Source organism: Micromonospora sp. DH14, assembly GCF_029809455.1.
Classification (GTDB): Bacteria; Actinomycetota; Actinomycetes; order Mycobacteriales; family Micromonosporaceae; genus Micromonospora; species Micromonospora parva.
This window is the reverse complement of sequence record NZ_JARVKT010000027.1, coordinates 37,850-57,181: the sequence shown is the minus strand read 5'-3', so window position 1 is coordinate 57,181 and position 19,332 is coordinate 37,850. Positions and strand designations below refer to the sequence as shown.

Below are 19,332 nucleotides of genomic sequence, written 5' to 3'. Positions count from 1 at the left end.
CACGAAATGACCGTCGAAATTCGGGAGATTCCACTCACCGGGCCGGACTCTGGGCCGTACGGCATCACGCCTGGCCCGGACGGCGCGTTGTGGCTGACGCTGGCCCAGGCCGGCGGGATCGCCCGGTTCTCGCCCGACGGCGCGGTCCGGACCTACCCGCTGGAGCCGGCGGGCAGCCGCCCGTTGATCATCACGACCGGGCCGGACGGGGCGCTCTGGTTCACCCGCTCGGGCGACGACCGGATCGGCCGGATCACCGTCGACGGCGAGCAGCGCAGCATCGCGCTGCCGGCCGGCACCGGGCCGTGCGGCATCGCGGCCGGACCTGATGGCGCGCTCTGGTACACCGGGATGACCTCCGACACGATCGGCCGGGTGGAGACCGACGGCACCCACAGCGCGTTCCCGCTGCCGGTGACCGGCGGATTCGCCTCGATGATCACTGCCGGCGTGGACCGGGCGCTGTGGTTCACCCTCAACCAGGCGAACGCGGTCGGCCGGATCGACCTCGACGGCACCGTGATGCTGTATCCGCTACCCACAGTGAAGGCTGGCCCGGTCGGCATCACCTGCGGTGACGACGGCACCATCTGGTTCGTGGAGATCGCGGCCGGCCAACTCGGCCGGATCGCCCCGGATGGCGAGATCGTCGAGATCCCGCTGCCGGACCGGGCGGCCCGTCCGCACGCGATAGTGACCGACCCGGACGGCGGCGCGTGGTTCACCGAGTGGGGCGCGAACCGGATCGGTCACCTCGATCCCAGCGGACGGATCGAGAGCTACCCGCTCCCCACCCCCAACTCCGAACCCCACGGCATCACCCGCACCCCGAAGGGCATCTGGTCCGCCCTGGAAACAGGAGCAATAGCCCACCTGACCCCCTGACCCCCTGCGGTGATCATGAAGTTGTTGCCGCGACACGCCGTGGAAAGTGACAACAACTTCATGATCACCGGGTACTCCGGCGCGAGGGGGCCGGGGGTTACTGGACTGCGGGGGTTGTGCTGAGGGTTGCGGTGGTGGTGTCGAGGGTGGCCTGGGTGCCTACCGGGACGGTGAGTTGGTTGGGGCCGTGGCCGATCGGAAGGCCGCCGAGGACCGGTACGCCCAGGTCGCCGAGGCGTTCGGAGAGGACGTCGACGATCGTGGTGTCCCAGCCGTCGCCGCACTCGGTGAACTGCCCGACCGCCACCCCGGCCAGGCCGTCGAGCGCGCCGGCCCGGCGCAGGTGGGTGAGCATCCGGTCGACCTTGTACGGGGGTTCCTGCACGTCCTCGATCAACAGCACCGCACCGGTCAGGTCGGGCAGGTCCGGTGTGCCGATCGACGCGGCGATCATGCACAGGTTGCCGCCGAGCAGGGTGCCGGTGGCGCGACCCGGGACGCGTATGTCGAAGGTCTCCTCGGTGGGGACCGCCTCGACGGTCACTGGTTCGGTCGTCATCAGCGCCGCGTGCAGGGATTCGGCGGAGCGCAGCGGCGTCCGCTCGTCGCGCCAGGCCGCCCCCGGGCCGTGCACCCCGGCGAGGCGGGCGCCCCGCCACAGCGCGAACTGCAACGCGGTGATGTCCGAGAAGCCGGCCACCACCTTCGGGTCACGGCGGACGGCGGCCATGTCGATGGCGTCCACGATCCGTTGGGCGCCGTAGCCTCCGCGGGTGCAGATCACTCCGCGCACCTGCGGGTCGGCGAAGGCCACGTTCAGGTCGGCGATGCGCAGGTCGTCGGTGCCGGCGAGGTAGCCGTGGCGGGCGTACGCGTTCGGCGCCGGCACCGGGCGCAGCCCCCAGCCGGTGAGCAACTCCATGCCCCGGGCCAGCCGCTCCGGCGAGGTCGGCCCGGACGGCGACACCAGCAACACGGTGTCACCGGGGCGCAGCACGGGCGGGCGTACGGCAGGCGTGTCCTCGTTGATCACAACGACAGAGCCTAATCACTCCGACGTGACCCGTGCCCGGGCGACGGGAGACCGCACCGGCCCGTGCCGGGGGGTGGTGCCGTGCGGTGCACCCGCTAGCCTCGACGGGTGGCAACCGCGCTGGTGATCGAGAACGACCCGACGGACGACGCGCGCCGGCTGGGTGAGTGGCTGACCGAGGCTGGGCTGGAGCTGTGGGTGGTTCGCCCGCACGCCGGCGACGAGCTCCCCGCCGACCTGGAGGGGTACGCGGCGGTGGTGGTGCTCGGCGGCGACCAACAGGCGTACCCGTTGCCGGACGGCTCGCCCGGTGCGCAGTGGTTTCCCGCGGTGGAGGGCCTGCTGCGCAAGGCGGTCCGGCACCGGGTGCCGACCCTGGCGGTCTGCCTGGGCGCGCAGCTGCTCGCCACCGCGCACGCCGGCCTGGTGGAGCGCAGCCCGTCCGGGCCGGAGATCGGCCCCGGCGTGGTCGGCCGGCGCGACGCCGCCGAGAACGACCCGCTGTTCCGGTACGTGCCGTTGATCCCGGACGTGCTCCAGTGGCACTCCGACGAGATCACCGAGCTGCCCAGGGGTGCCACCCTGCTGGCCGCGTCCACCCGCTACCCGCATCAGGCGTTCCGCCTCGGTGACCGGGCGTGGGGGTTGCAGTTCCACATCGAGTGCGACGCCGCGATGATCGCCGACTGGGCCACCGACTCGACCCAACTCGCCGAGCTGGGCTACGACCCGGAGCTGGTCGTGGCGGCCTGCGCCTCGGTGCTGGCCGACATCGAGGAGGTCTGGCAACCGTTCGCCGCCCGGTTCGCCGCGCTGGCACTCGGCGAGTTGGACGACAGCACGACGCGGCGCGGCCTGCCGCTGCTCGGGCACTGATGAGCCGGCCGACCAGGGCACCGGGGCGACTGGCCCGGTACGGGTTCGGCACCGCCGAGGGCGACGGCGGCGCGCGCGCCGCGGACCTCCTCGGCCCGGACGGGCTGCGGCTGTGGCAGCCGGCCGAGCAGGAGCCGGTCGACGAGGCCGCGGCGGAGTTGCTCGCCGCGCTGTCCCGGGCCGCCGACCCGGACCTGGCGCTGCGGCAGCTGCACCGCATCGTGGAAGCGGAGAGCCGCAGCGCCGACGGCACCGCCGGGAGCCGCGCCACCGATGGCAGTGCCGAATCGTCGCTGCTCGCGGACCTGCACAACGACCCCGGGCTGCGGCGGCGGCTGGTCGCGGTGCTCGGTGCCTCGTCGGCGCTCGGCGACCACCTGGTGGCGAACCCCGAGCACTGTCTGACGTTGCGTACCGCACCGGACGGGCTCGCCCCGATCGCCGAGGGGCGGCTGGAGCCGGCCGACGGCGGCCACCCGGTGGCGGCGTTGCGGACCGCGTACCGCCTGGCGTTGTTGCGGATCGCGGCGGCCGACCTGACCGGCGGTCGCGGCCTGGAGCAGACGATGGCCGCGCTCTCCGCGCTGGCCGACGCGACGCTGTCGGCGGCGTACGAGATCGCTGTCGCCGAGCTGGCCGACGGCACCGAGCGGCCCCGGCTCGCTGTGGTGGCGATGGGCAAGTGTGGCGGCGGTGAGCTGAACTACGTCTCCGACGTGGACGTCATCTTCGTCGCCGCCGAGGACGCCGACCTGTCCGCCGCGACCCAGGTGGCGACCCGGTTGATCTCCATCTGTGGGCTGGTCGCCTGGCCGGTCGACGCCGCACTGCGCCCCGAGGGCAGCCGGGGCCCCCTGGTGCGGACCCTCGCGAGCCACCTGGCCTACTACCGGCGGTGGGCGCGCACCTGGGAGTTCCAGGCGCTGCTGAAGGCCCGCCCGGCCGCCGGTGACCTGCCGCTGGCCCAGGAATGGATCGACCAGCTCGCGCCGCTGGTCTGGCGGGCCGCCGAACGACCCGAGGCGGTCGAGGACGTCCGCGCCATGCGCCGCCGGATCATCGACAACATCCCGCCGAAGGAGCTGGAACGCGAGATCAAGCGCGGTCCCGGCGGGCTGCGCGACATCGAGTTCGCCGTCCAGTTGCTGCAACTCGTGCACGGTCGCGGCGACGAGACGCTCCGCGAGCCCGGCACCATCCCGGCGTTGCGCGCCCTGGTCGCCGGCGGCTACGTCGGTCGGGCCGACGGCGAGGCCCTGCTGCGCGGCTACCGTTTCCTGCGCAGCGTCGAGCACCGGCTGCAACTGCAAGGGCTCCGTCGTACGCACACGGTGCCCGCCGAGCCGGGCGCGTTGCGCTGGCTCGCTGCCGCGCTCGGTTTCACGGCCACGCCGGGGCGCAGCGCGGTGGAGAGCTTCCGGGCCGAGTGGGTCACCCACGCCACCGAGGTACGCCGACTGCACGCCAAACTGCTGTACCGGCCGCTGCTGGAGTCGGTGGCCCGGGTGCCGGCGGACGGGTTGCGACTCACCCCGGAGGCGGCCCGCAACCGCCTGGAGATCCTCGGCTTCGCCGACCCGGCCGGGGCGCTGCGTCACCTCCAGGCGCTCACCGGCGGGGTGAGCCGCACGGCAGCCATCCAGCGCACGTTGCTGCCGGTGCTGCTCAGCGAATTCGCCGACGCGCCGGAGCCGGACCGGGGGCTGCTCAACTACCGCAAGGTCTCCGACAAGCTGGGCAGCACCCCCTGGTATCTGCGGCTGCTGCGCGACGGCGGCCCGGTCGCCCGCCGGCTGGCCCGGGTCCTCGCCCTGTCCCGGTACGTGGCCGACCTGCTCGCCCGCGACCCGGAGGCGCTGCGGCTGCTGGCCGAGGAGAACGAGCTGGCCCCACGCCCGCCGGAGGTGCTGCGGGAGGGGTTCCTGGCGGCGGCGGCCCGGCACGCCGACCCGGTCGAGGCGACCAGCGCGGTGCGCGCGCTGCGCCGTCGGGAGCTGGTCCGGGTGGCCTGCGCCGACGTGCTCTGCCGGGCGGGTTCCCTCGCACCCAGCCCCACCCGTCCGGACGGTGCGAACCGGCCGGCTCCCGGCCTGTCCGACATCACCCAGGTCGGTACGGCGCTCGCCGACGTCACCGACGCCACCCTGGCCGCCGCGCTGCGCGCCGCCCAGGCCAGCCAACCCGCGCCGGAAGGGTTGCGGTTCGCCGTGATCGGCATGGGCCGGCTCGGCGGGTACGAGTCGAACTACCTCTCCGACGCCGACGTGCTCTTCGTCTACGACCCGCCCGCCGGAGTCGCCGAAAGTGCCGCCAGCGCCGCCGCGCACGCGATCGCCGAGGAACTTCGTCGGCTGCTCGGCGTGCCCGCCCCCGACCCGCCGCTGGGCGTCGACGCCGACCTGCGCCCGGAGGGCCGCCAGGGTCCGCTGGTCCGCAGCCTCGCCGCGTACGCGACGTACTACGCCCGCTGGTCGCGGGTGTGGGAGGCGCAGGCGCTGCTGCGCGCCCGGTTCGTCTGCGGCGACGCGGGCCTGGGCGCCGAGTTCGAGGCGATGATCGACCCGGTGCGGTACCCGGCCGACGGGCTGACCCGCGAGCAGGTCGTCGAGATCCGGCGGATCAAGGCCCGGGTGGAGACCGAGCGGCTGCCCCGTGGGGCCGATCCGGCCACCCACACCAAGTTGGGTCGCGGTGGGCTGGCCGACGTGGAGTGGGCGGTGCAACTCGTCCAGCTCCGGCACGCCGGCGCGAACCCGGCGCTGCGCGGCACGCGTACCCTCGATGCCCTCGCGGCGGCCGAGCGGGCCGGCCTGATCGATCCGGCGGACGCCGCGGAGATGGCCGCCGGTTGGTCCCTGGCCGCCCAGGTCCGCAACGCGTTGATGCTGGTCCGGGGCCGGGCCGGCGACCAACTGCCCCGGCACGGGGTGGAGTTGGCCGGGGTGGTCCGGCTGCTCGGCCGCGACGACCCGGGGGAGTTCCTCGACGAGTACCTGCGCACCGGCCGCCGCTCCCGCGCCGCGGCCGAACGGGTCCTCGATGCCTGAGGTGTCGCCACGCCCGCTCGGGCGGCGCACCGGCTGGGTGGCGGCGACCGGGGTGGCGGTGCTGCTCGCCGTCGCGTTCCTGCTCGCGCCCCGGATGGGCACCGACCTCGCGGCGCAGGTGGCCCGCGCCGACTTCGCCGACCGGTACGGTGCGACGCCGCTCGACCTCGGCTGGTACGGCGGCGTCAACCAGTACGGCTACAGCCTGTTCACGGCCCGGTTGGGCGCGTTGGTCGGGGTGCGTCCACTGGGGGCGGTCGCCGCCGTGCTCGGCGCGTTCGCGCTGGCCTGGCTGTTCGCCCGCAGCCGGGCCCGACGCCCGCTGTTGGCCGGCGTCCTCGGTGCCGTGGTCCTGGTCGGCAACCTGGCGAGCGGGCGGATCACCTTCGCCGTTGGGCTGACGTTCGGCCTGCTGGCGCTCTGCGCGGTCAGCACCGAACGCCCGCCGCGTCCGGTCCGGTTGGCCCTCGCCGCCGCCTGCGCCGCGCTGGCGACGGCGGCGAGCCCGGTCGCCGGCCTGTTCACTGGGCTGGCCGGGGCAGCGCTGCTGCTGGCGGCCCTGCGGCGCGGCGACGGGCCGGGGCGGGCGCTGGCGGGTGGATGGCGGGCCGAGGCTCCACTGGCCGAGGGTCTCGTCCTGGCCCTGGCGCCGATCGTCACCGTGGCGCCGATCGCGGTCCTGTTCGGCAACGGCGGCACCCAGCCGTACTCGGCCGAGTCGATGCGGATCAACGTCGCCCTCGCCGTGCTGGTGGCGGTCCTGCTGCCGCGCCGCCGCCGGGTGCTGCGCATCGGCGCGGTGCTCACCGTGCTGCTCCTGGTCGGGGCGTACTACGTGCCCAGCCCGATCGGTTCCAATGCGCTGCGGCTGCCGATGCTGTTCGCGCTGCCCGTGCTGGCCGGGTACGCGCCGCTGCCGAAGCCGTGGCTGGCCGGGCTGCTCGCCGCGACGGTGTGGTGGCAGTCGCCGGTGATGACGAGCGACGTCACCCGGGCCGGTGCCCCGGAGAGCGCCCCGGCGTTCCACCGCCCGCTCGTCGAGGAACTGCAACGCCTCCGGCCCGCCGGACGGGTCGAGGTGGTGCCGCTGCGCGACCACTGGGAGTCCGCGTACCTGCCACCGACAGTGCCATTGGCCCGGGGCTGGGAACGCCAGGTCGACAGTGACCGCAACGCACTGTTCTACGACGGCACCCTGAACGCGCAGACCTACCAGCGGTGGCTCCACGACGAGGCGGTGACGTACGTGGCGATCGCACCGGACGCCCCGGCCGACCGGTGGGGCCGGGACGAGGCCGCCTTGATCCGCGCCGGCCTGCCGTACCTGCGGGAGGTCTGGCGTGACCCGACCTGGCGGCTGTACGCGGTCGCCGACCCGACGCCGCTGGTCGGCGCACCCGGCCAGCTCGTCGCCGCCGACCGGGGCTCGGTGCGGCTGACCGCCGCTCCCGGCGACGTGCCGGTGCGGGTGCGCTGGTCACGGTGGCTGTCGCTGGACGGCCCGGACGGCTGCGTGCGACAGGGCGCGGACGGATTCACCGAGGTACGGGTCCGCTCGGCCGGCGACTACACGATCTCCAGCAGCCTGGCCCCGGCCCAGCACTGCTGACGGTGCCTGCCGTCGCTGCCCGACCGGAGTGCTGGCAGCATGTCGGGCGTGCCTTCCCACCTCGCGCGCTGGACCGGCCTGGCCGGCTCGACGCTGATCGCGCTGTCCGCGTTCCTCGGGGGAGCGTTCCCCAGCGGCCCGCTGCGCAGCACCCCGGTCAGCATCTGGCAGGGCCCCAACGGCCCGCTGATTCTCGCCGCCTGGGCGGTCGGCACCGGCCTGCTGGCGTACGCCTGGTGGGCGCTGCGTGACGGCGTGCCGTCGACCCGTTGGGCGCTGGTCACCGTGGGGCTGTGGCTGCTACCGCTGCTCGTCGCACCCCCCTTCGGCAGCCGGGACGTGTACGCGTACGCCTGCCAGGGCGCCAGCTTCGCCGCCGGCATCAGCCCGTACGAGCAGGGTGTCTCCGCGCTGCCCTGCCCCTGGCTGGACACGGTCTCCGTCATCTGGCGGGACACCCCGGCGCCGTACGGGCCGCTGTTCGTGCTCATCGCGGGCGCGGTGGTCGAGGTCACCGGCTCGCTGACCGCCAGCATCGTGCTGTTCCGGGCCCTGTCGCTGGTCGGCGTGGCGCTGACCGCGTGGGCCCTGCCGGTGCTGGCCCGCCGAGCCGGGGTTCCGGCCGGCCGGGCGGTGTGGTTGGCGCTGGGCTGCCCGCTGGTCGCGACGCACCTGATCGGTGGCCCCCACAACGACGTGCTGATGCTCGCCGCGCTGGTCGGTGGGCTGGCCGTGGTGGCCTCCCACCCGGGCCGACGCGGACTGCTGCTGGTCGGCGGGTTGCTCCTCGGTGTCGCCGTGGCGATCAAGGTCACCGCCGTGGTGGTGGTCCCGTTCGCCGCGCTGGCGGCCACCGCCGGGCCGTTCCGGATCCGGACGCTGATCCGCGACGGCGGCTGGGTGGTCGGCGGCGCGGTAGCCACAGTGGTCGGCGTGACAGTCGTCGGTGGGCTGGACTTCGGCTGGGTCGGCGGACTCTCCCAGGGCGGCGCCGCCATCGCCTGGACCTCCCCACCCACCGCCATCGGGCAGACCATCAACTATCTCGCGGTGCCGTTCGGCGGTCACATCGACGCGTTGCCGGCGACCCGCGCGATCGCCGTGGTGGTGCTGGCCGTCCTGCTCGTCTGGCTCTGGTGGCGTTCCCGCACCCGTGACCCGCTGTTCTACGCCGGCCTCGCGCTCGCCGTGACGGTCGCGCTCTCGCCGGTGGTGCACCCCTGGTACTGGACGTGGCCGTTGTTCGTGCTGGCCGCCACCGCCCGGCGGACCCGATGGTTCGTCGTGGTCGCCCTGGTCGCCTCGTTCCTGATCCTGCCCGACGGCACCGGGCTTCCCCGGTACACCAAGACGGTCGGGGCGCCACTGATGACGCTGTTGGTGATCGTGGTGGTCGTCCGGTTGGTACGGTCGGCTCGGGCGACCCGTCAGCCGGTCGCCGCCGACTGAGGGAAGGTGCGCCGGTGACCGCTCCCGGTGCCACTGTCTCCCGGTACGCCGGCCTGCTCGGCGCCGTTTTGCTCGCCGTGGCCGCACACCTCGGCGGCGCGCTGCCCGACGCCCCGCTGGGCGTCACACCCACGTCGATCTGGCGGGCCCCGGACGGCCCCGCCACGCTGACCTGCTGGCTGGTCGGCACCGTGCTGCTGGTCGGCGCGTGGTGGTCGCTGCGCGACGGTGCCCCGTCGACCCGATGGGCGTACGTCACCGCCGGGCTGTGGGCGCTGCCGCTGCTCGTCGCGCCACCGCTGGGCAGCCGGGACGTCTACTCGTACGCCTGCCAGGGCTGGACGTACGCGCACGGCGTCGACCCGTACGCGGTGGGGGTTGCGGCGGCCGGCTGCCCCTGGCTGGACACGGTCGCCCCGATCTGGCGCGACACCCCGGCACCGTACGGGCCGGTCTTCGTCCTGCTCGCCGCGCTCGCGGTGGGTGCCGGTGGCGGGTTGACCGGCACGGTCGTGGCACTGCGGGTCATCGCCGTGGCGGGCGTCCTGCTGGCTGCGTACTGCCTGCCCGGTCTGGCCCGCGCCGCCGGGGTACCGGTCCGGCGGGCCGCCTGGCTGGCGCTGGCCGGGCCGTTGGTCGGGGTGCACCTGGTGGCCGGGGCGCACAACGACGCGGTGATGCTGGGCCTGCTGCTCAGCGGGCTGCTGGTGGCGATCCGGCGACCGGGTGGGCCGGGGGCGCTGCTGCTGGCCGGGGCGCTGCTCGGCCTGGCGGTCACGGCGAAGGCCACTGCCGTGGTGGTGGTGCCGTTCGCCGTGCTGGCCGGGGTGCGCGGCCGGTACACCTGGCGGGCGCTGTTGCGCGACGGCGGCTGGCTGGCCGGAGGGCTCGTCGGCGCGGTGCTGGTCACCTCGGCGGCGTCCGGGCTCGGGTTCGGCTGGGTGGGCGGGCTGACGCACAGCGGCGACTCCGAGCAGTGGACGTCACCACCCACCGCCGTCGGCTTCGTCGTTGACTACGCCGGCGCGCTGGTCGGCCGGGACCCGCAGGCGGTGCCGGTGGTCCGCGCGGTCGCCCTGCTGCTGCTCGCCGGGGTGCTGGCGGTGCTGTGGTGGCGGGCCTGGCGGGCGCTGCGCGGTGCCGACGACGCCCCACAGGTGGCGCGGGTCGAGGGGAGCGGCCCCGGGGTGGCGCTGCGCGGCGCGGCGCTGGCGCTGGTCGCCACCGTCGTGCTGTCCCCGGTCTTCCACCCCTGGTACGCGACCTGGCCCCTGGCGCTGCTCGCACTCACCGCCGGGCGGACGACATGGTTCGTGCTGCCGGCCTCGGCGGCGGCCTTCCTCACCCTGCCCGACGGCACCAATCTGGCCCGGTTCACGAAGGCTCCCGGCGCGGTGGCGATGACCGCCCTGCTCCTGACCGCGCTGGCATGGGCCATCCGGCGCCCCCGCAAGGATCGAGCACGATCATGAGCGGTCAGGCCCGCGCTCCACAGGTGGGGCACTGTCGGCTCGGGGTCGGGGTGGTGGCAGGCCGGCGGGCGCGAACGAGGACTGTCAGGAGCAGTACGGCCGGACCGACGACCGCGACGGCGACCGCGCTCGCGGCCAGGTCCGTGAAGGTGACACCACCGTGTGCCGAGTTGAGGCTGTCAGCCAGGCCGGGCACCGCCAGGAAGCCGGCGGGGGTGAGCAGTGTGACGAGCGCCCAGCCGCCGCGGGTGTCCCCGCCTATCGCCAGGCCTGTCGCCAGCAGGGCTCCGACGACCAGCAGCAGTCCGCTGACGGTGGGCAGGAGAACTTCGATGGCGGCCCCGTAGTAGATGAAGACCGGGTCCACGGCCACCAGGAATTCCGTCGCCACCAGCGCCAACAGCGCGGATAGCGCCGGCGCGAGGCGGATCACCCGGGAGAGTCGACCGGGCAGGGCCAGCCCCAGCAGGCCCAGGACCACCTGCGGCAGCAGCACCATCAGTGACGGTCGGGGGGCGTCGAGCACAGCGGCCACCGGCGGCAGCGCCAGAGTGAGCAGGAGCGCGACGGTGATGGCCAGCCGGGCGACCCGACTCGGCGCGACGGCCGTCACCACCGCCACCAGCAACCATGCCGCCCACGCGACGACACCGAGCGAGACGAAGGGGCCGACGTGCGGGACTCCCCACTCCGCGGGCGGCGGATGTTGCTCTGCCGCACCCCACACACCAGCGAGAGCGCTGGCCGTGACGAGGGACAGCAGCGCCGCGAGGCGTACCCCGGGAACCAGACCGGTGACGCCCGCGGCCCGCAGCCGCTGGCGGAGGCCGCCGCGCACCAGGTCCGCGGCGTCCGCCGGTGCGGGCCAGCGTTGGTCACTGGCGGCCAGGTCGAGGTAGGTGCCGACAATTTCGGCGCCGCGGGCGCGCCGGTACTCGGCGGGGTACGCGCACAACAGCCGGAGGTAACGCCGTTCCAGGTCGTTCATGCCAGCCCTCCGACCGTACGCGGGGTGACGGGGCGGGCGGCGCGAGCCCGCTTGGAGAGTTGGGTGGTTGCGGCTTCGACGTTGCGGCGCAGCCGCTCGGTCTCGGCGCTCAACGTGGTCTCGCCGCCGAGGGAGAGGCGGTAGTAGCGACGCAGCCGACCGTCCACCACCTCCTCCCGGTCGACCTCGACGAGGCCGGCGTCGACGAGCCGGTCGAGGGCCCCGTAGAGCGTCCCGGGGCGGAGCGACACGCGGTTGTCGGAGAGGGCGGCGACCTCGCGGATCAGCCCGTAGCCGTGCATCGGCTCGGCGGCGAGCGCGGTGAGGATCAGGAAGGTGGGTTCGCGTAGCGGTGTGTCCACCGTCGCAATATATCGGACGCGAAGGTATGGCGGGGGGTGGAAACGGGCCGGGCCGGCCCCGCTGACGCGGAGCCGGCCCGGCCGGTGGTGCGGTGACTGCTCAGCAGTCGTAGTACATGGCGAACTAATCGCGCATGGCGGCTGACCTGGGGGAGGGGCGTCGATCAAGCCGCTGAGCAGGCCGTATGCCGTATATCAACTTCCATCGTTATGCACTGTTTCCAGGCGGCATCTGTACCCCTCATGTACCTAATGATCATGGCGTGGGGTCGTGTGCGAGCGGTTCCGATGGTGACCGGTGCGGCATCCCGTCGCGGTCTGGTGGCCTCCGGTGTGCGACGGGTCCCCGGTCGCGGCTGAGGCATCCCAGAGTCGCCGAGGGTTCGGGGCGAGTAGCCCCGACCGCCGGAGGCTATTCCCGGGTCGTAGGGCCGGAGGCCCTGCCCGCCGGAGGCGAGGCCCTTGCTGGGCGGGAAGTCCTGGAGGGTCCCCGTCACGATCTGTGCTTCCCTGCTCACGGCAGCGTCGTTACCTTGATACTCATGGATGAACCGGACTGGGACGAGCAGGAGCGGGGCGAGCCCGATTGGGTCTACGACCCGCCGGCCGAGGAGGACGGGCACGACCTGGCCGACACAGGCGCCGGCCCTAAGAGCCACCCGCCTAAGATCGCCGCGATCCGGCAGCATCACCCGCAGGCGTACGACCAATGGACACCTCAGGCTGACTCGGATCTGGTGAAGGGCTACCTGGCCGGTCGCACCATTGACGAGCTGGCGGTGTCATTCGAGCGGAAGCCAAGCGCGATCCAGCGACGCCTTGAGCGGCTGGCCTTCGCTGAGCTGAGTCGACATCGCGCTACGCCAGATCCGCCCGAGCCGGGCTGACCCAACCGATCCTCCATGCCCTGCGCCGACTCCCGAACGGCGTGGGGCATCGGTGCGCCCGACTGCCGGTCCGCCGTTGCCGCAGGCATAAGGCGGAACCGGCAGGGGTCCGACGACGCGGCCCGAAGGGCCGCCTTGAAGACGTATGGAAAGTTCTCACCGGGCCGGCACCACATCGTGTCCCGCAGGTCCTGAAGCGGCGCGGCACCACTCGCACGAGCAGAGCGAAAGCAGTCGCAATGCGGACAGCTCTGCTGTCTGATCTCCGGTACGGTCCGGGGGTGGACCTGCGATGGAGGCGAGCTCCCACCGACCGAGTAATAGGCATGCCCGCATTGCCCGCTGGTTTGCTGATCTCCATGCTCACCGCGCCGAGCCATGCGGGACAGCCCGAACCATATATCCCCGCTGGCCTGCTCGTCCTGACCGGCGTCGGGTTACGTCTGGGGGCGGCGATCCATGCTCTGTCGGACACCACGAGCCCTGGTTCGCCGCACGCGGTCAATGTCGGCCGGAGGCCGCCAGCAGGGGAGTGCGCAGCCAGCGCGCCGCGCCTACGTGGCGCGCTGGCTATATAAGTGAATCGGCGGGTTGCGCCTATAGGGAGTAGGGTCGTAGGTTGACTATGGAACGCGTCGCGGTGCAGGACTACAAAATTCTTGTTCTTGCCGAGGGCGAGACGTCATCCGCTGCGGCTAACGCTAAGGGTCACCTTTTTGAGTCGTTCATTGCAAACCTGCTGCATGAATTTGGCTTCGAGTCACCGAGGAAGCCCAATGTTAACGTAACCTCCGACGGCATTGAGCTTGATGTGTCCTTGGTTCATCTGCTCACCAAAGAGGTGGCGGTCGCTGAAGGAAAAGCATACTCCACCAACGTTAAAGCTCAGGCTCTAACTTCTTTCTATGGCAAGCTTCAAATGGAACGATTTGACGAGCCAAAGACGCACGGGTTTCTCTTTGCGATACCGCGGTTGGTCGCGGACGGCGCGGAGAAAGCTAAAGCCGCTGAGCGAAACGACTCAAAGTTCCATTACTTTGACGCCGAACGCATCGTTGGTCATCTAATCTCGCGGAAGTTGGTTAGGACTGAGTCGGCAGCACTCCCTGGGGGCTTGATTCTCAGTGACCCGGCGATCGTGATCTCCGAAGAAGGGCTCTATTCTTGTGTCAAGAGCCTTGACCATGAGTCCCGTAGAGCTGACCGAATATTTGTTTGGGGGCGGCGCGCAGGAGACCGGGTCCCTACTTCGGTAATGGAGTTACTCCGTGACTCCGAATACGGTTCCGATCTTCTTGTGGAAGAGATTGAAAATGCATTCGCTGACGCCCGGCATGTTCCCGCACCTCGGCGACCCGAGGCATCGCCTCCGATCGTCGTTGCGGTTCGTGGAAGCTCCTCAGATTTTGAGTACCAGTTTCCCGCTTCACCGGACTTCTTCGTCGGCAGAAGGGCAATAGTTTCTGAACTAGAACGCGTCCTTAAGGTTGGCAAGGGCGCTTTTGTCTTGAATGCTCAGTCGGGTTGGGGTAAGAGTTCATTAGCCTTGAAGCTTCAGCTTATGGTGTCTGAGAGCGGCGGCTCTGCGCTAGTCGTTGATAGCCGCACGGCGTCTTCACCGGCCTTCGTTGCGGAGGCGCTCAGGATCGCCGCTAAAGCCGCTGAAAGTAACGGGTTGCTTAGTCTTCCCGCAGACAGTTCATGGGCAAGCCTGCAGAGTGCTATCTCTACTTTAAACAGAACAAGTTGGCTGAGGCCGCAGCCACTTGTTGTATTCTTTGATCAGTTCGAGAATGTGTTTCAAGACGAATTAATTACGCGCGAGTTCAGAGACCTTGCGATGGTGGTGCAAGAGGTGGCTAACCCGATTTTGGTCGGGTTTGCGTGGAAGACTGACCTTGTAGGATGGACAGAATCTCATCCGTATCGCCTGCGAGATGAGATCCGCGCCGCAAGTACTCAGATTGTTGTCGAGCCGATGGGCGCGAAGGATATCGAGGCGCTGCTCAGGCGGCTTGAGAAGCGCGTCAACCAGCGGTTAGCTAGGGACTTAAGGCAGCGGCTTCGTGAGTATTCTCAAGGGCTCCCCTGGCTGTTCAAGAAGTTGGCAGAGCACGTTATTAGAGAGATCGAGCAGCGCGGAAAGTCCCAGGAACAGCTTGTAAGTGAGGCGTTGAATGTCCAAAGCCTCTTCGACGCCGATCTTGCAGGGCTTCAGCCGGTGGAACAGGATGCCGTTAGGCACGTTGCAAGGTTCGCTCCCGTAAGCGCCGCTGAGATTACAGAAAAATATGACGGCGCAGTTATCCAGTCGTTGCTAGATCGGCGGCTGATCGTCGCGGTTGGCGAGAAGCTTGATACATACTGGGACACCTTCCGCGATTTTTTGAATACCGGTCAGATTCCTATTCAGGATTCGTATACGATTGGCCTAAATCCCCAAGCCGTTGCTCCGTTGCTGGCTCAAGTCGTCGCATCCGGCGGAGATATGTCCGTAGCCGACGTGGCAGGCGCCATCGGTTCCACCCCTGGTAGCGTGGTCAACTCTTCACGTATTCTGCGCCTGCTTGGTGTCACAATGTATGAGGCAAACCGAGTGCGCATTGCTGATGCAGTCTTGGATTCAGGAGATCGGGAGTCGGCCCTGCGCAGAACCGTAGCCTCGGCGTTGCGTCGACATCGGGCTTACTCGCTTTTCGTGCGGCTCGCTGAGCGGCATGGCGAGCGGGTTTCTATTCCGTTATTCACGCGGGAATTGCCTGAAGCCTTCCCTGCCGTTGAGGCGCAGCCTAAGACATGGGCGACCTACGCGCGCGCCTTCGCCCTTTGGTTTGAATATTCTGGTCTTTCTATTATTCGCACGAATGATTTGTATGTTCCTGGCGAAGGTTACAGCGGTAAGGGGAACCTACTTTCAAGTAAGCACGTCGCAAGTGTGCGGGTGGAGCATCTTCACGGTGCGCCTGGCCCATCTGTCCAGCTGCTGCTGACGATGGACGCTGCAGGGGTTCTGTACAAAGACCTAGGTCGAGCTGCCCAGCGAGCTGCAAGGGGGCTCTTGCTGCTCGGCCTCGCGCAGGAGCACCCCAAGGGCACAGTTGTTCCTGCTCCGGGCAGTGTTCGCGACGGTTCCGTCAATCCTGGTCATATCCGAGCAGGTTTGCAAAGGCTTCCAGGGGGGCGCGAAGCGATATCCGTTCTGGAGCGAGATCCGGCGGCCGACATCTTTTCGATTGGTGCAATTCTGAGGGACGCCTGTGCTGCAGAATGGAAGGATAGCACCACGCAGTTGAATGGCAAACATTTCCGTAGTTGGGCGAAGGCTGCAGGTGTCCGTTTGGTGCGTGCCCGAGAAAGCGCGCTAACTTCCGACGGTCAAGTCTTATTCGAATATTGATCCATGTTTGGCGTGCGGCTGCCGCTGACGCTGGTGGGTCGCGTCGATGCGACGCGCTAGTCTGCCTTGGGGCTACCAATGAGAGCTGTGCGCCGAATTTACTCCGGCCGCCGAGGCTTCGCGGGAGGATAGCCAAGCATCCAGGCGGTAGGCCACCTGCCACGGCTTCAGAAGCAGAGGTGCGTTGGCCGGCCAACGCAGGCAGAATGGCGGGCGTGACGAACCCTGATCCTGATGCGGAGTGGTGGACGACCTCGGACGTCGCTGCGTACCTCGGGGTGCGGGTTGGCACGGTGGCGACGTATCGGAAGCGGGGGCAGATGCCTGCGCCCGATCTGACCCTCGGGCGGACACATGTGTGGCGGCCGGCGCACATTGTCAGCTGGCATGAGGCGCGACCGCGACCCGGTGTCGGCGGTCGGTCGCGTGCTGAGGCCCAATCGCCTTCGGGCGACGGCGCTGAACGCTAGGCGCTTGGTGCGGTCTTGACTGCCCGCAGCTCGTCTGCGAAGTCCCGCGTCTCTGGCGCGTCCGGGTACTGCTTCGTCAGCACTGACGACAGGTCCGTGGCCACCATGGCGAGCGACGGCAGCGACCGCCGGTTCCCGCTGAGCGCCTGGCGGCCGAGGTCGACGGCGCGATCCAAGTTGCCCGCTCGTGCGGCCACGACCCCAAGGGTGATCTGTGCCTCCGCCACTCTCATCGGCTTGCGTACGATGCCGCTGCTGTCGGTGGATGAGCGGATCACCTCGTCCGCGTAGACCTCGGCAAGCCCGTTCTCGCCGACGATCCGGTAGCAGTCCATCGCGTAGAAGTCGAACTTGGCGGGGTCGACCACGAAGTGGTGATCCAGGTTCTCCGGGTATGGCAGCCCTTCAAGGATGCGGCGGCCTTGGTCTAGGGCAAGCTCGACTTGACGCCGGTCCCCCATTCGCGCCCATGCTTTCGCCCGCTGGGCGGCTAGTTGGACTGCCACGCTGTGGTGCGGCGCGGCTGCCTCCCCTGCTTCGGCGGCGGCGACTACGCCGCGAAAGTCACCTGCGGTTAGCGCGTACCACGCTCGCATCTCCTGCGCCCAACCGATGACGTTCACGTCCCCGGACTCTTCTCCGAGCTGCAACGCTGCCCTGCGGGTCGCCTCGGCTTCGGTGCGTCGACCCATGTCGTACTCGACGCAACCCACCAGAAGGGCGACCGTTCCCGCCAAGGTAAGCAGCTCCCTGTGCTGGGCGAGCGTGAGGCGAGCGTCGAGAAGTGCCGTCATGCGCCGCAGCCACGCGTGTCCCTCGATGCGCAAGTCTGCCGAGTCGGCGTAGGGGTACTCGCTGCACAGCCTGTCGGCGGTGATCCGCAGCCCTTCTAGGGTCGCTTGGGATACGTCCGACGCGCGCATGCGGGTCACGATTTCGAGGGTGTCCAGGCCAGCGCCCGCCATCAGGGTCTTGTCGATGTCGTCGCGGTCACGGCGTGGGAAGAATGCAGCGGTGACGGTGCCGAACGTAGCCGCGATAAGGCCCTTGTAGAAGTCATCCGGTTCGGCGTCACCTGCCTCCCAGCGCTTCCAGTTGCGGAGCAGGCTGCCGTTCGACGGCAGCTCGGATGATGTGTGCGCCCGGAGGGCTTCAACCGCCCCGGCTTGCGACCACCCTCGGGCGGCCCGTTCGTTTCGGATGCGCCGAGCCCACAGAGGCCGGCCCTCGCCCGCGCTGCCCGTGTCTCCCATGAGCCCAGTATGGCCCCGCTAAGGGGGTGACAGGGAAGGGGACAGCGGCCTGACCCCGCAGTGACACCTGTCGTTCGGTCCCCGTGCGAGCGATCGTCATATCTGCAAGTTTCGTTGCCCGAAGATCACTCGCCCAATGGGGCTGGCGATCAACGGCGCGGTGTCGTAACGTCCAAAGTACTAACTCGGTTAGTAATTGGACCACCGAGGGGAGTCGGAGCATGGCCGGAAAGATGTTCGGTGAGCGCCCGGTGGGCGCGGTGACGTTGGTGGAGACGCCGGTGTCGCGGTCGTACGCGCAGAAGGCTCGGGTGGCGTTCCTCGTCGTGGCGGCATCCGTCGCCTTGGTGGTGGCCGCTACCGCGTCGGTGGCGCTGCCGCTGGTGCTCGCGGTGGTGGTCGGACTGTTGTCAGGCGGCGTGTGCGGCTTGGTGGTCGCGTGCGTGGTTCGGGTGTGGCCGGCGCTGCGGGTGCTGTGGTGGTGGGCGTTGGAGATCGTCGCTGCGGTCACGGTGTTCGTGGGCATGGCGTACCTGTCCCACGGGACGCACCCGGCGGTGCCGTTGGTGCTTCTGGCCGTGGTGCTGGGCGTGGTCTTCGGTGTCGGCCGGCTTCGTCGGCGGGTGTCGGCGTGGGTGTGGTGCGTGGTGGTGCGGCACCGGCTGCGGTTGTGCTTCGCGGAGTTCATCCGGTCCGCGTCGCGGCTGCATCCGGGTCGGTTGCCGCTGATCCTGTGGGCGCGGCCGACGCCGGCCGGTGAGCGGGTGTGGGTGTGGCTGCGGCCGGGCCTGGACCTGACGGACCTGGACGGCAAGGCGGACAAGCTCGCGGTGGCCTGTTGGGCGGGTGAGGCGCGGATGGTCCGCGCGTCGGCCCGGCACGCCGCGCTGGTGCGGGTCGACATCACTCGTCGTGACCCGCTGACCGGTCTGGTTGCGTCGCCGCTGTCGGCCTGGGTGGCGTGGATGCGCGACGAGGACGCCCCGGTATCGCCGGCTATGCCGCCGCTGGGTTTGGACCTGCTCGACGTGCCGGAGCCGGCACCCGAGCAGCGCAACCCGCGCCGCTGAGACCAAGACTCACATGCCCTGACCGGGTGTGTGCGGTGACCGCCAACAGGGCGGTTCACCTCCAACAATCTCGAAGGAGATCGCAATGGCAAACGACACGACCGTGACGGTGGTCGGCAACTTGACCGCCGATCCGGAGCTGCGGTTCACCCCGGCCGGGGTGGCGCTGGTGAAGTTCACCGTGGCGTCCACGCCTCGGGTGTTCGACCGTAACTCGGGTGAGTACCGCGACGGTGACCCGCTGTTCCTGAGCTGCACCGCGTGGCGGGACCTGGCGGAGCACATCGCCGAGTCCCTGGCCAAGGGCACCCGCGTGGTGGTGGCCGGGCGGCTGCGGCTGTCGCGGTGGGAGAACGAGGAGGGCGAGAAGCGCTCCGCGTACGGCCTGGACGTGGACGAGGTCGGCCCGTCGCTGCGGTTCGCCGCGGCGACGGTGAAGAAGATGGCCCGCACCCGCACCGGGGACGGGTTCACCCCGGAAGCGCCGGCGGATGACCCCTGGTCGACCGCTTCGCCGGCGGCGGCCTGAGCGGG

Annotated in this window: 14 protein-coding genes; 10 read left to right on the top strand and 4 right to left on the bottom strand. The window is 70.2% G+C overall.

Translation table 11 applies throughout. The features are described 5' to 3' along the window. Positions 1–6 precede the first annotated feature (6 nt). The gene (locus QCZ28_RS26695; protein ID WP_279519213.1) at positions 7–885 is read left to right on the top strand and encodes a virginiamycin B lyase; all 879 of its coding nucleotides are present in this window, start codon (positions 7–9) and stop codon (positions 883–885) included. Positions 886–982: 97 nt separating this feature from the next. On the opposite strand, the gene QCZ28_RS26690 is transcribed toward QCZ28_RS26695, so the two are convergent. Then, on the bottom strand, positions 983–1,918 hold the full coding sequence (locus QCZ28_RS26690; protein WP_279519212.1) for an LD-carboxypeptidase: 936 nt from the start codon (positions 1,916–1,918) through the stop codon (positions 983–985). Between the two features lie 108 nt (positions 1,919–2,026). On the opposite strand from QCZ28_RS26690, the gene QCZ28_RS26685 reads away from it, so the two are divergent. The 5 genes from QCZ28_RS26685 to mptB (QCZ28_RS26665) are packed head-to-tail and all read left to right on the top strand — an operon-like array spanning position 2,027 to position 10,371. Further along, a complete protein-coding gene (locus QCZ28_RS26685; RefSeq protein ID WP_279519211.1) occupies positions 2,027–2,794 on the top strand; it encodes a type 1 glutamine amidotransferase in 768 nt (255 codons plus the stop codon). Next, positions 2,794–5,841, top strand: coding sequence for a bifunctional [glutamine synthetase] adenylyltransferase/[glutamine synthetase]-adenylyl-L-tyrosine phosphorylase (locus QCZ28_RS26680; protein ID WP_279519210.1), 3,048 nt, complete (start codon positions 2,794–2,796; stop codon positions 5,839–5,841). Before QCZ28_RS26685 ends, QCZ28_RS26680 begins: the two co-directional genes overlap by 1 nt. After that, on the top strand, positions 5,834–7,450 hold the full coding sequence (locus QCZ28_RS26675) for a hypothetical protein (protein WP_279519209.1): 1,617 nt from the start codon (positions 5,834–5,836) through the stop codon (positions 7,448–7,450). Before QCZ28_RS26680 ends, QCZ28_RS26675 begins: the two co-directional genes overlap by 8 nt. A 48-nt stretch (positions 7,451–7,498) precedes the next feature. Then, entirely contained in the window at positions 7,499–8,899 is a 1,401-nt protein-coding gene (gene mptB / locus QCZ28_RS26670) for a polyprenol phosphomannose-dependent alpha 1,6 mannosyltransferase MptB (RefSeq protein ID WP_279519208.1), read from the top strand. Between the two features lie 14 nt (positions 8,900–8,913). Then, positions 8,914–10,371: a polyprenol phosphomannose-dependent alpha 1,6 mannosyltransferase MptB gene (gene mptB, locus QCZ28_RS26665; protein ID WP_279519207.1), complete on the top strand. Its 1,458-nt coding sequence runs from the start codon at positions 8,914–8,916 to the stop codon at positions 10,369–10,371. Positions 10,372–10,375: 4 nt separating this feature from the next. On the opposite strand, the gene QCZ28_RS26660 is transcribed toward mptB (QCZ28_RS26665), so the two are convergent. Together QCZ28_RS26660 and QCZ28_RS26655 are read right to left on the bottom strand one after the other, a co-directional pair. Continuing rightward, positions 10,376–11,359 (bottom strand): hypothetical protein, encoded by a 984-nt coding sequence (locus tag QCZ28_RS26660; protein WP_279519206.1) that lies wholly within the window; start codon positions 11,357–11,359, stop codon positions 10,376–10,378. Then, entirely contained in the window at positions 11,356–11,721 is a 366-nt protein-coding gene (locus QCZ28_RS26655; protein WP_279519205.1) for a helix-turn-helix transcriptional regulator, read from the bottom strand. Before QCZ28_RS26655 ends, QCZ28_RS26660 begins: the two co-directional genes overlap by 4 nt. A 542-nt stretch (positions 11,722–12,263) precedes the next feature. On the opposite strand from QCZ28_RS26655, the gene QCZ28_RS26650 reads away from it, so the two are divergent. Together QCZ28_RS26650 and QCZ28_RS26645 are read left to right on the top strand one after the other, a co-directional pair. Continuing rightward, on the top strand, positions 12,264–12,608 hold the full coding sequence (locus tag QCZ28_RS26650) for a hypothetical protein (protein ID WP_279519204.1): 345 nt from the start codon (positions 12,264–12,266) through the stop codon (positions 12,606–12,608). Positions 12,609–13,233: 625 nt separating this feature from the next. Further along, positions 13,234–16,005, top strand: a complete 2,772-nt coding sequence (locus QCZ28_RS26645) for a hypothetical protein (protein ID WP_279519203.1) — start codon at positions 13,234–13,236, stop codon at positions 16,003–16,005. 466 nt (positions 16,006–16,471) lie between these two features. On the opposite strand, the gene QCZ28_RS26640 is transcribed toward QCZ28_RS26645, so the two are convergent. After that, positions 16,472–17,728 (bottom strand): XRE family transcriptional regulator, encoded by a 1,257-nt coding sequence (locus QCZ28_RS26640; RefSeq protein WP_279519202.1) that lies wholly within the window; start codon positions 17,726–17,728, stop codon positions 16,472–16,474. A gap of 221 nt (positions 17,729–17,949) precedes the next feature. Here QCZ28_RS26640 and QCZ28_RS26635 point away from each other — a divergent pair, with 221 nt between their 5' ends. Further along, entirely contained in the window at positions 17,950–18,798 is an 849-nt protein-coding gene (locus QCZ28_RS26635; protein WP_279519201.1) for a hypothetical protein, read from the top strand. 85 nt (positions 18,799–18,883) lie between these two features. Then, on the top strand, positions 18,884–19,327 hold the full coding sequence (locus QCZ28_RS26630; protein ID WP_279519200.1) for a single-stranded DNA-binding protein: 444 nt from the start codon (positions 18,884–18,886) through the stop codon (positions 19,325–19,327). Positions 19,328–19,332: the final 5 nt, after the last annotated feature.

Bases quoted from the DNA above. Each gene is read 5' to 3' on its own strand.
- QCZ28_RS26645 (WP_279519203.1), top strand. From the start codon at position 13,234: ATGGAACGCGTCGCGGTGCAGGACTACAAAATTCTTGTTCTTGCCGAG.
- QCZ28_RS26650 (WP_279519204.1), top strand. From the start codon at position 12,264: ATGGATGAACCGGACTGGGACGAGCAGGAGCGGGGCGAGCCCGATTGG.
- QCZ28_RS26660 (WP_279519206.1), bottom strand. From the start codon at position 11,359: ATGAACGACCTGGAACGGCGTTACCTCCGGCTGTTGTGCGCGTACCCC.
- QCZ28_RS26675 (WP_279519209.1), top strand. From the start codon at position 5,834: ATGCCTGAGGTGTCGCCACGCCCGCTCGGGCGGCGCACCGGCTGGGTG.
- QCZ28_RS26640 (WP_279519202.1), bottom strand. From the start codon at position 17,728: ATGGGAGACACGGGCAGCGCGGGCGAGGGCCGGCCTCTGTGGGCTCGG.
- QCZ28_RS26695 (WP_279519213.1), top strand. From the start codon at position 7: ATGACCGTCGAAATTCGGGAGATTCCACTCACCGGGCCGGACTCTGGG.
- QCZ28_RS26635 (WP_279519201.1), top strand. From the start codon at position 17,950: ATGGCCGGAAAGATGTTCGGTGAGCGCCCGGTGGGCGCGGTGACGTTG.
- QCZ28_RS26630 (WP_279519200.1), top strand. From the start codon at position 18,884: ATGGCAAACGACACGACCGTGACGGTGGTCGGCAACTTGACCGCCGAT.
- QCZ28_RS26680 (WP_279519210.1), top strand. From the start codon at position 2,794: ATGAGCCGGCCGACCAGGGCACCGGGGCGACTGGCCCGGTACGGGTTC.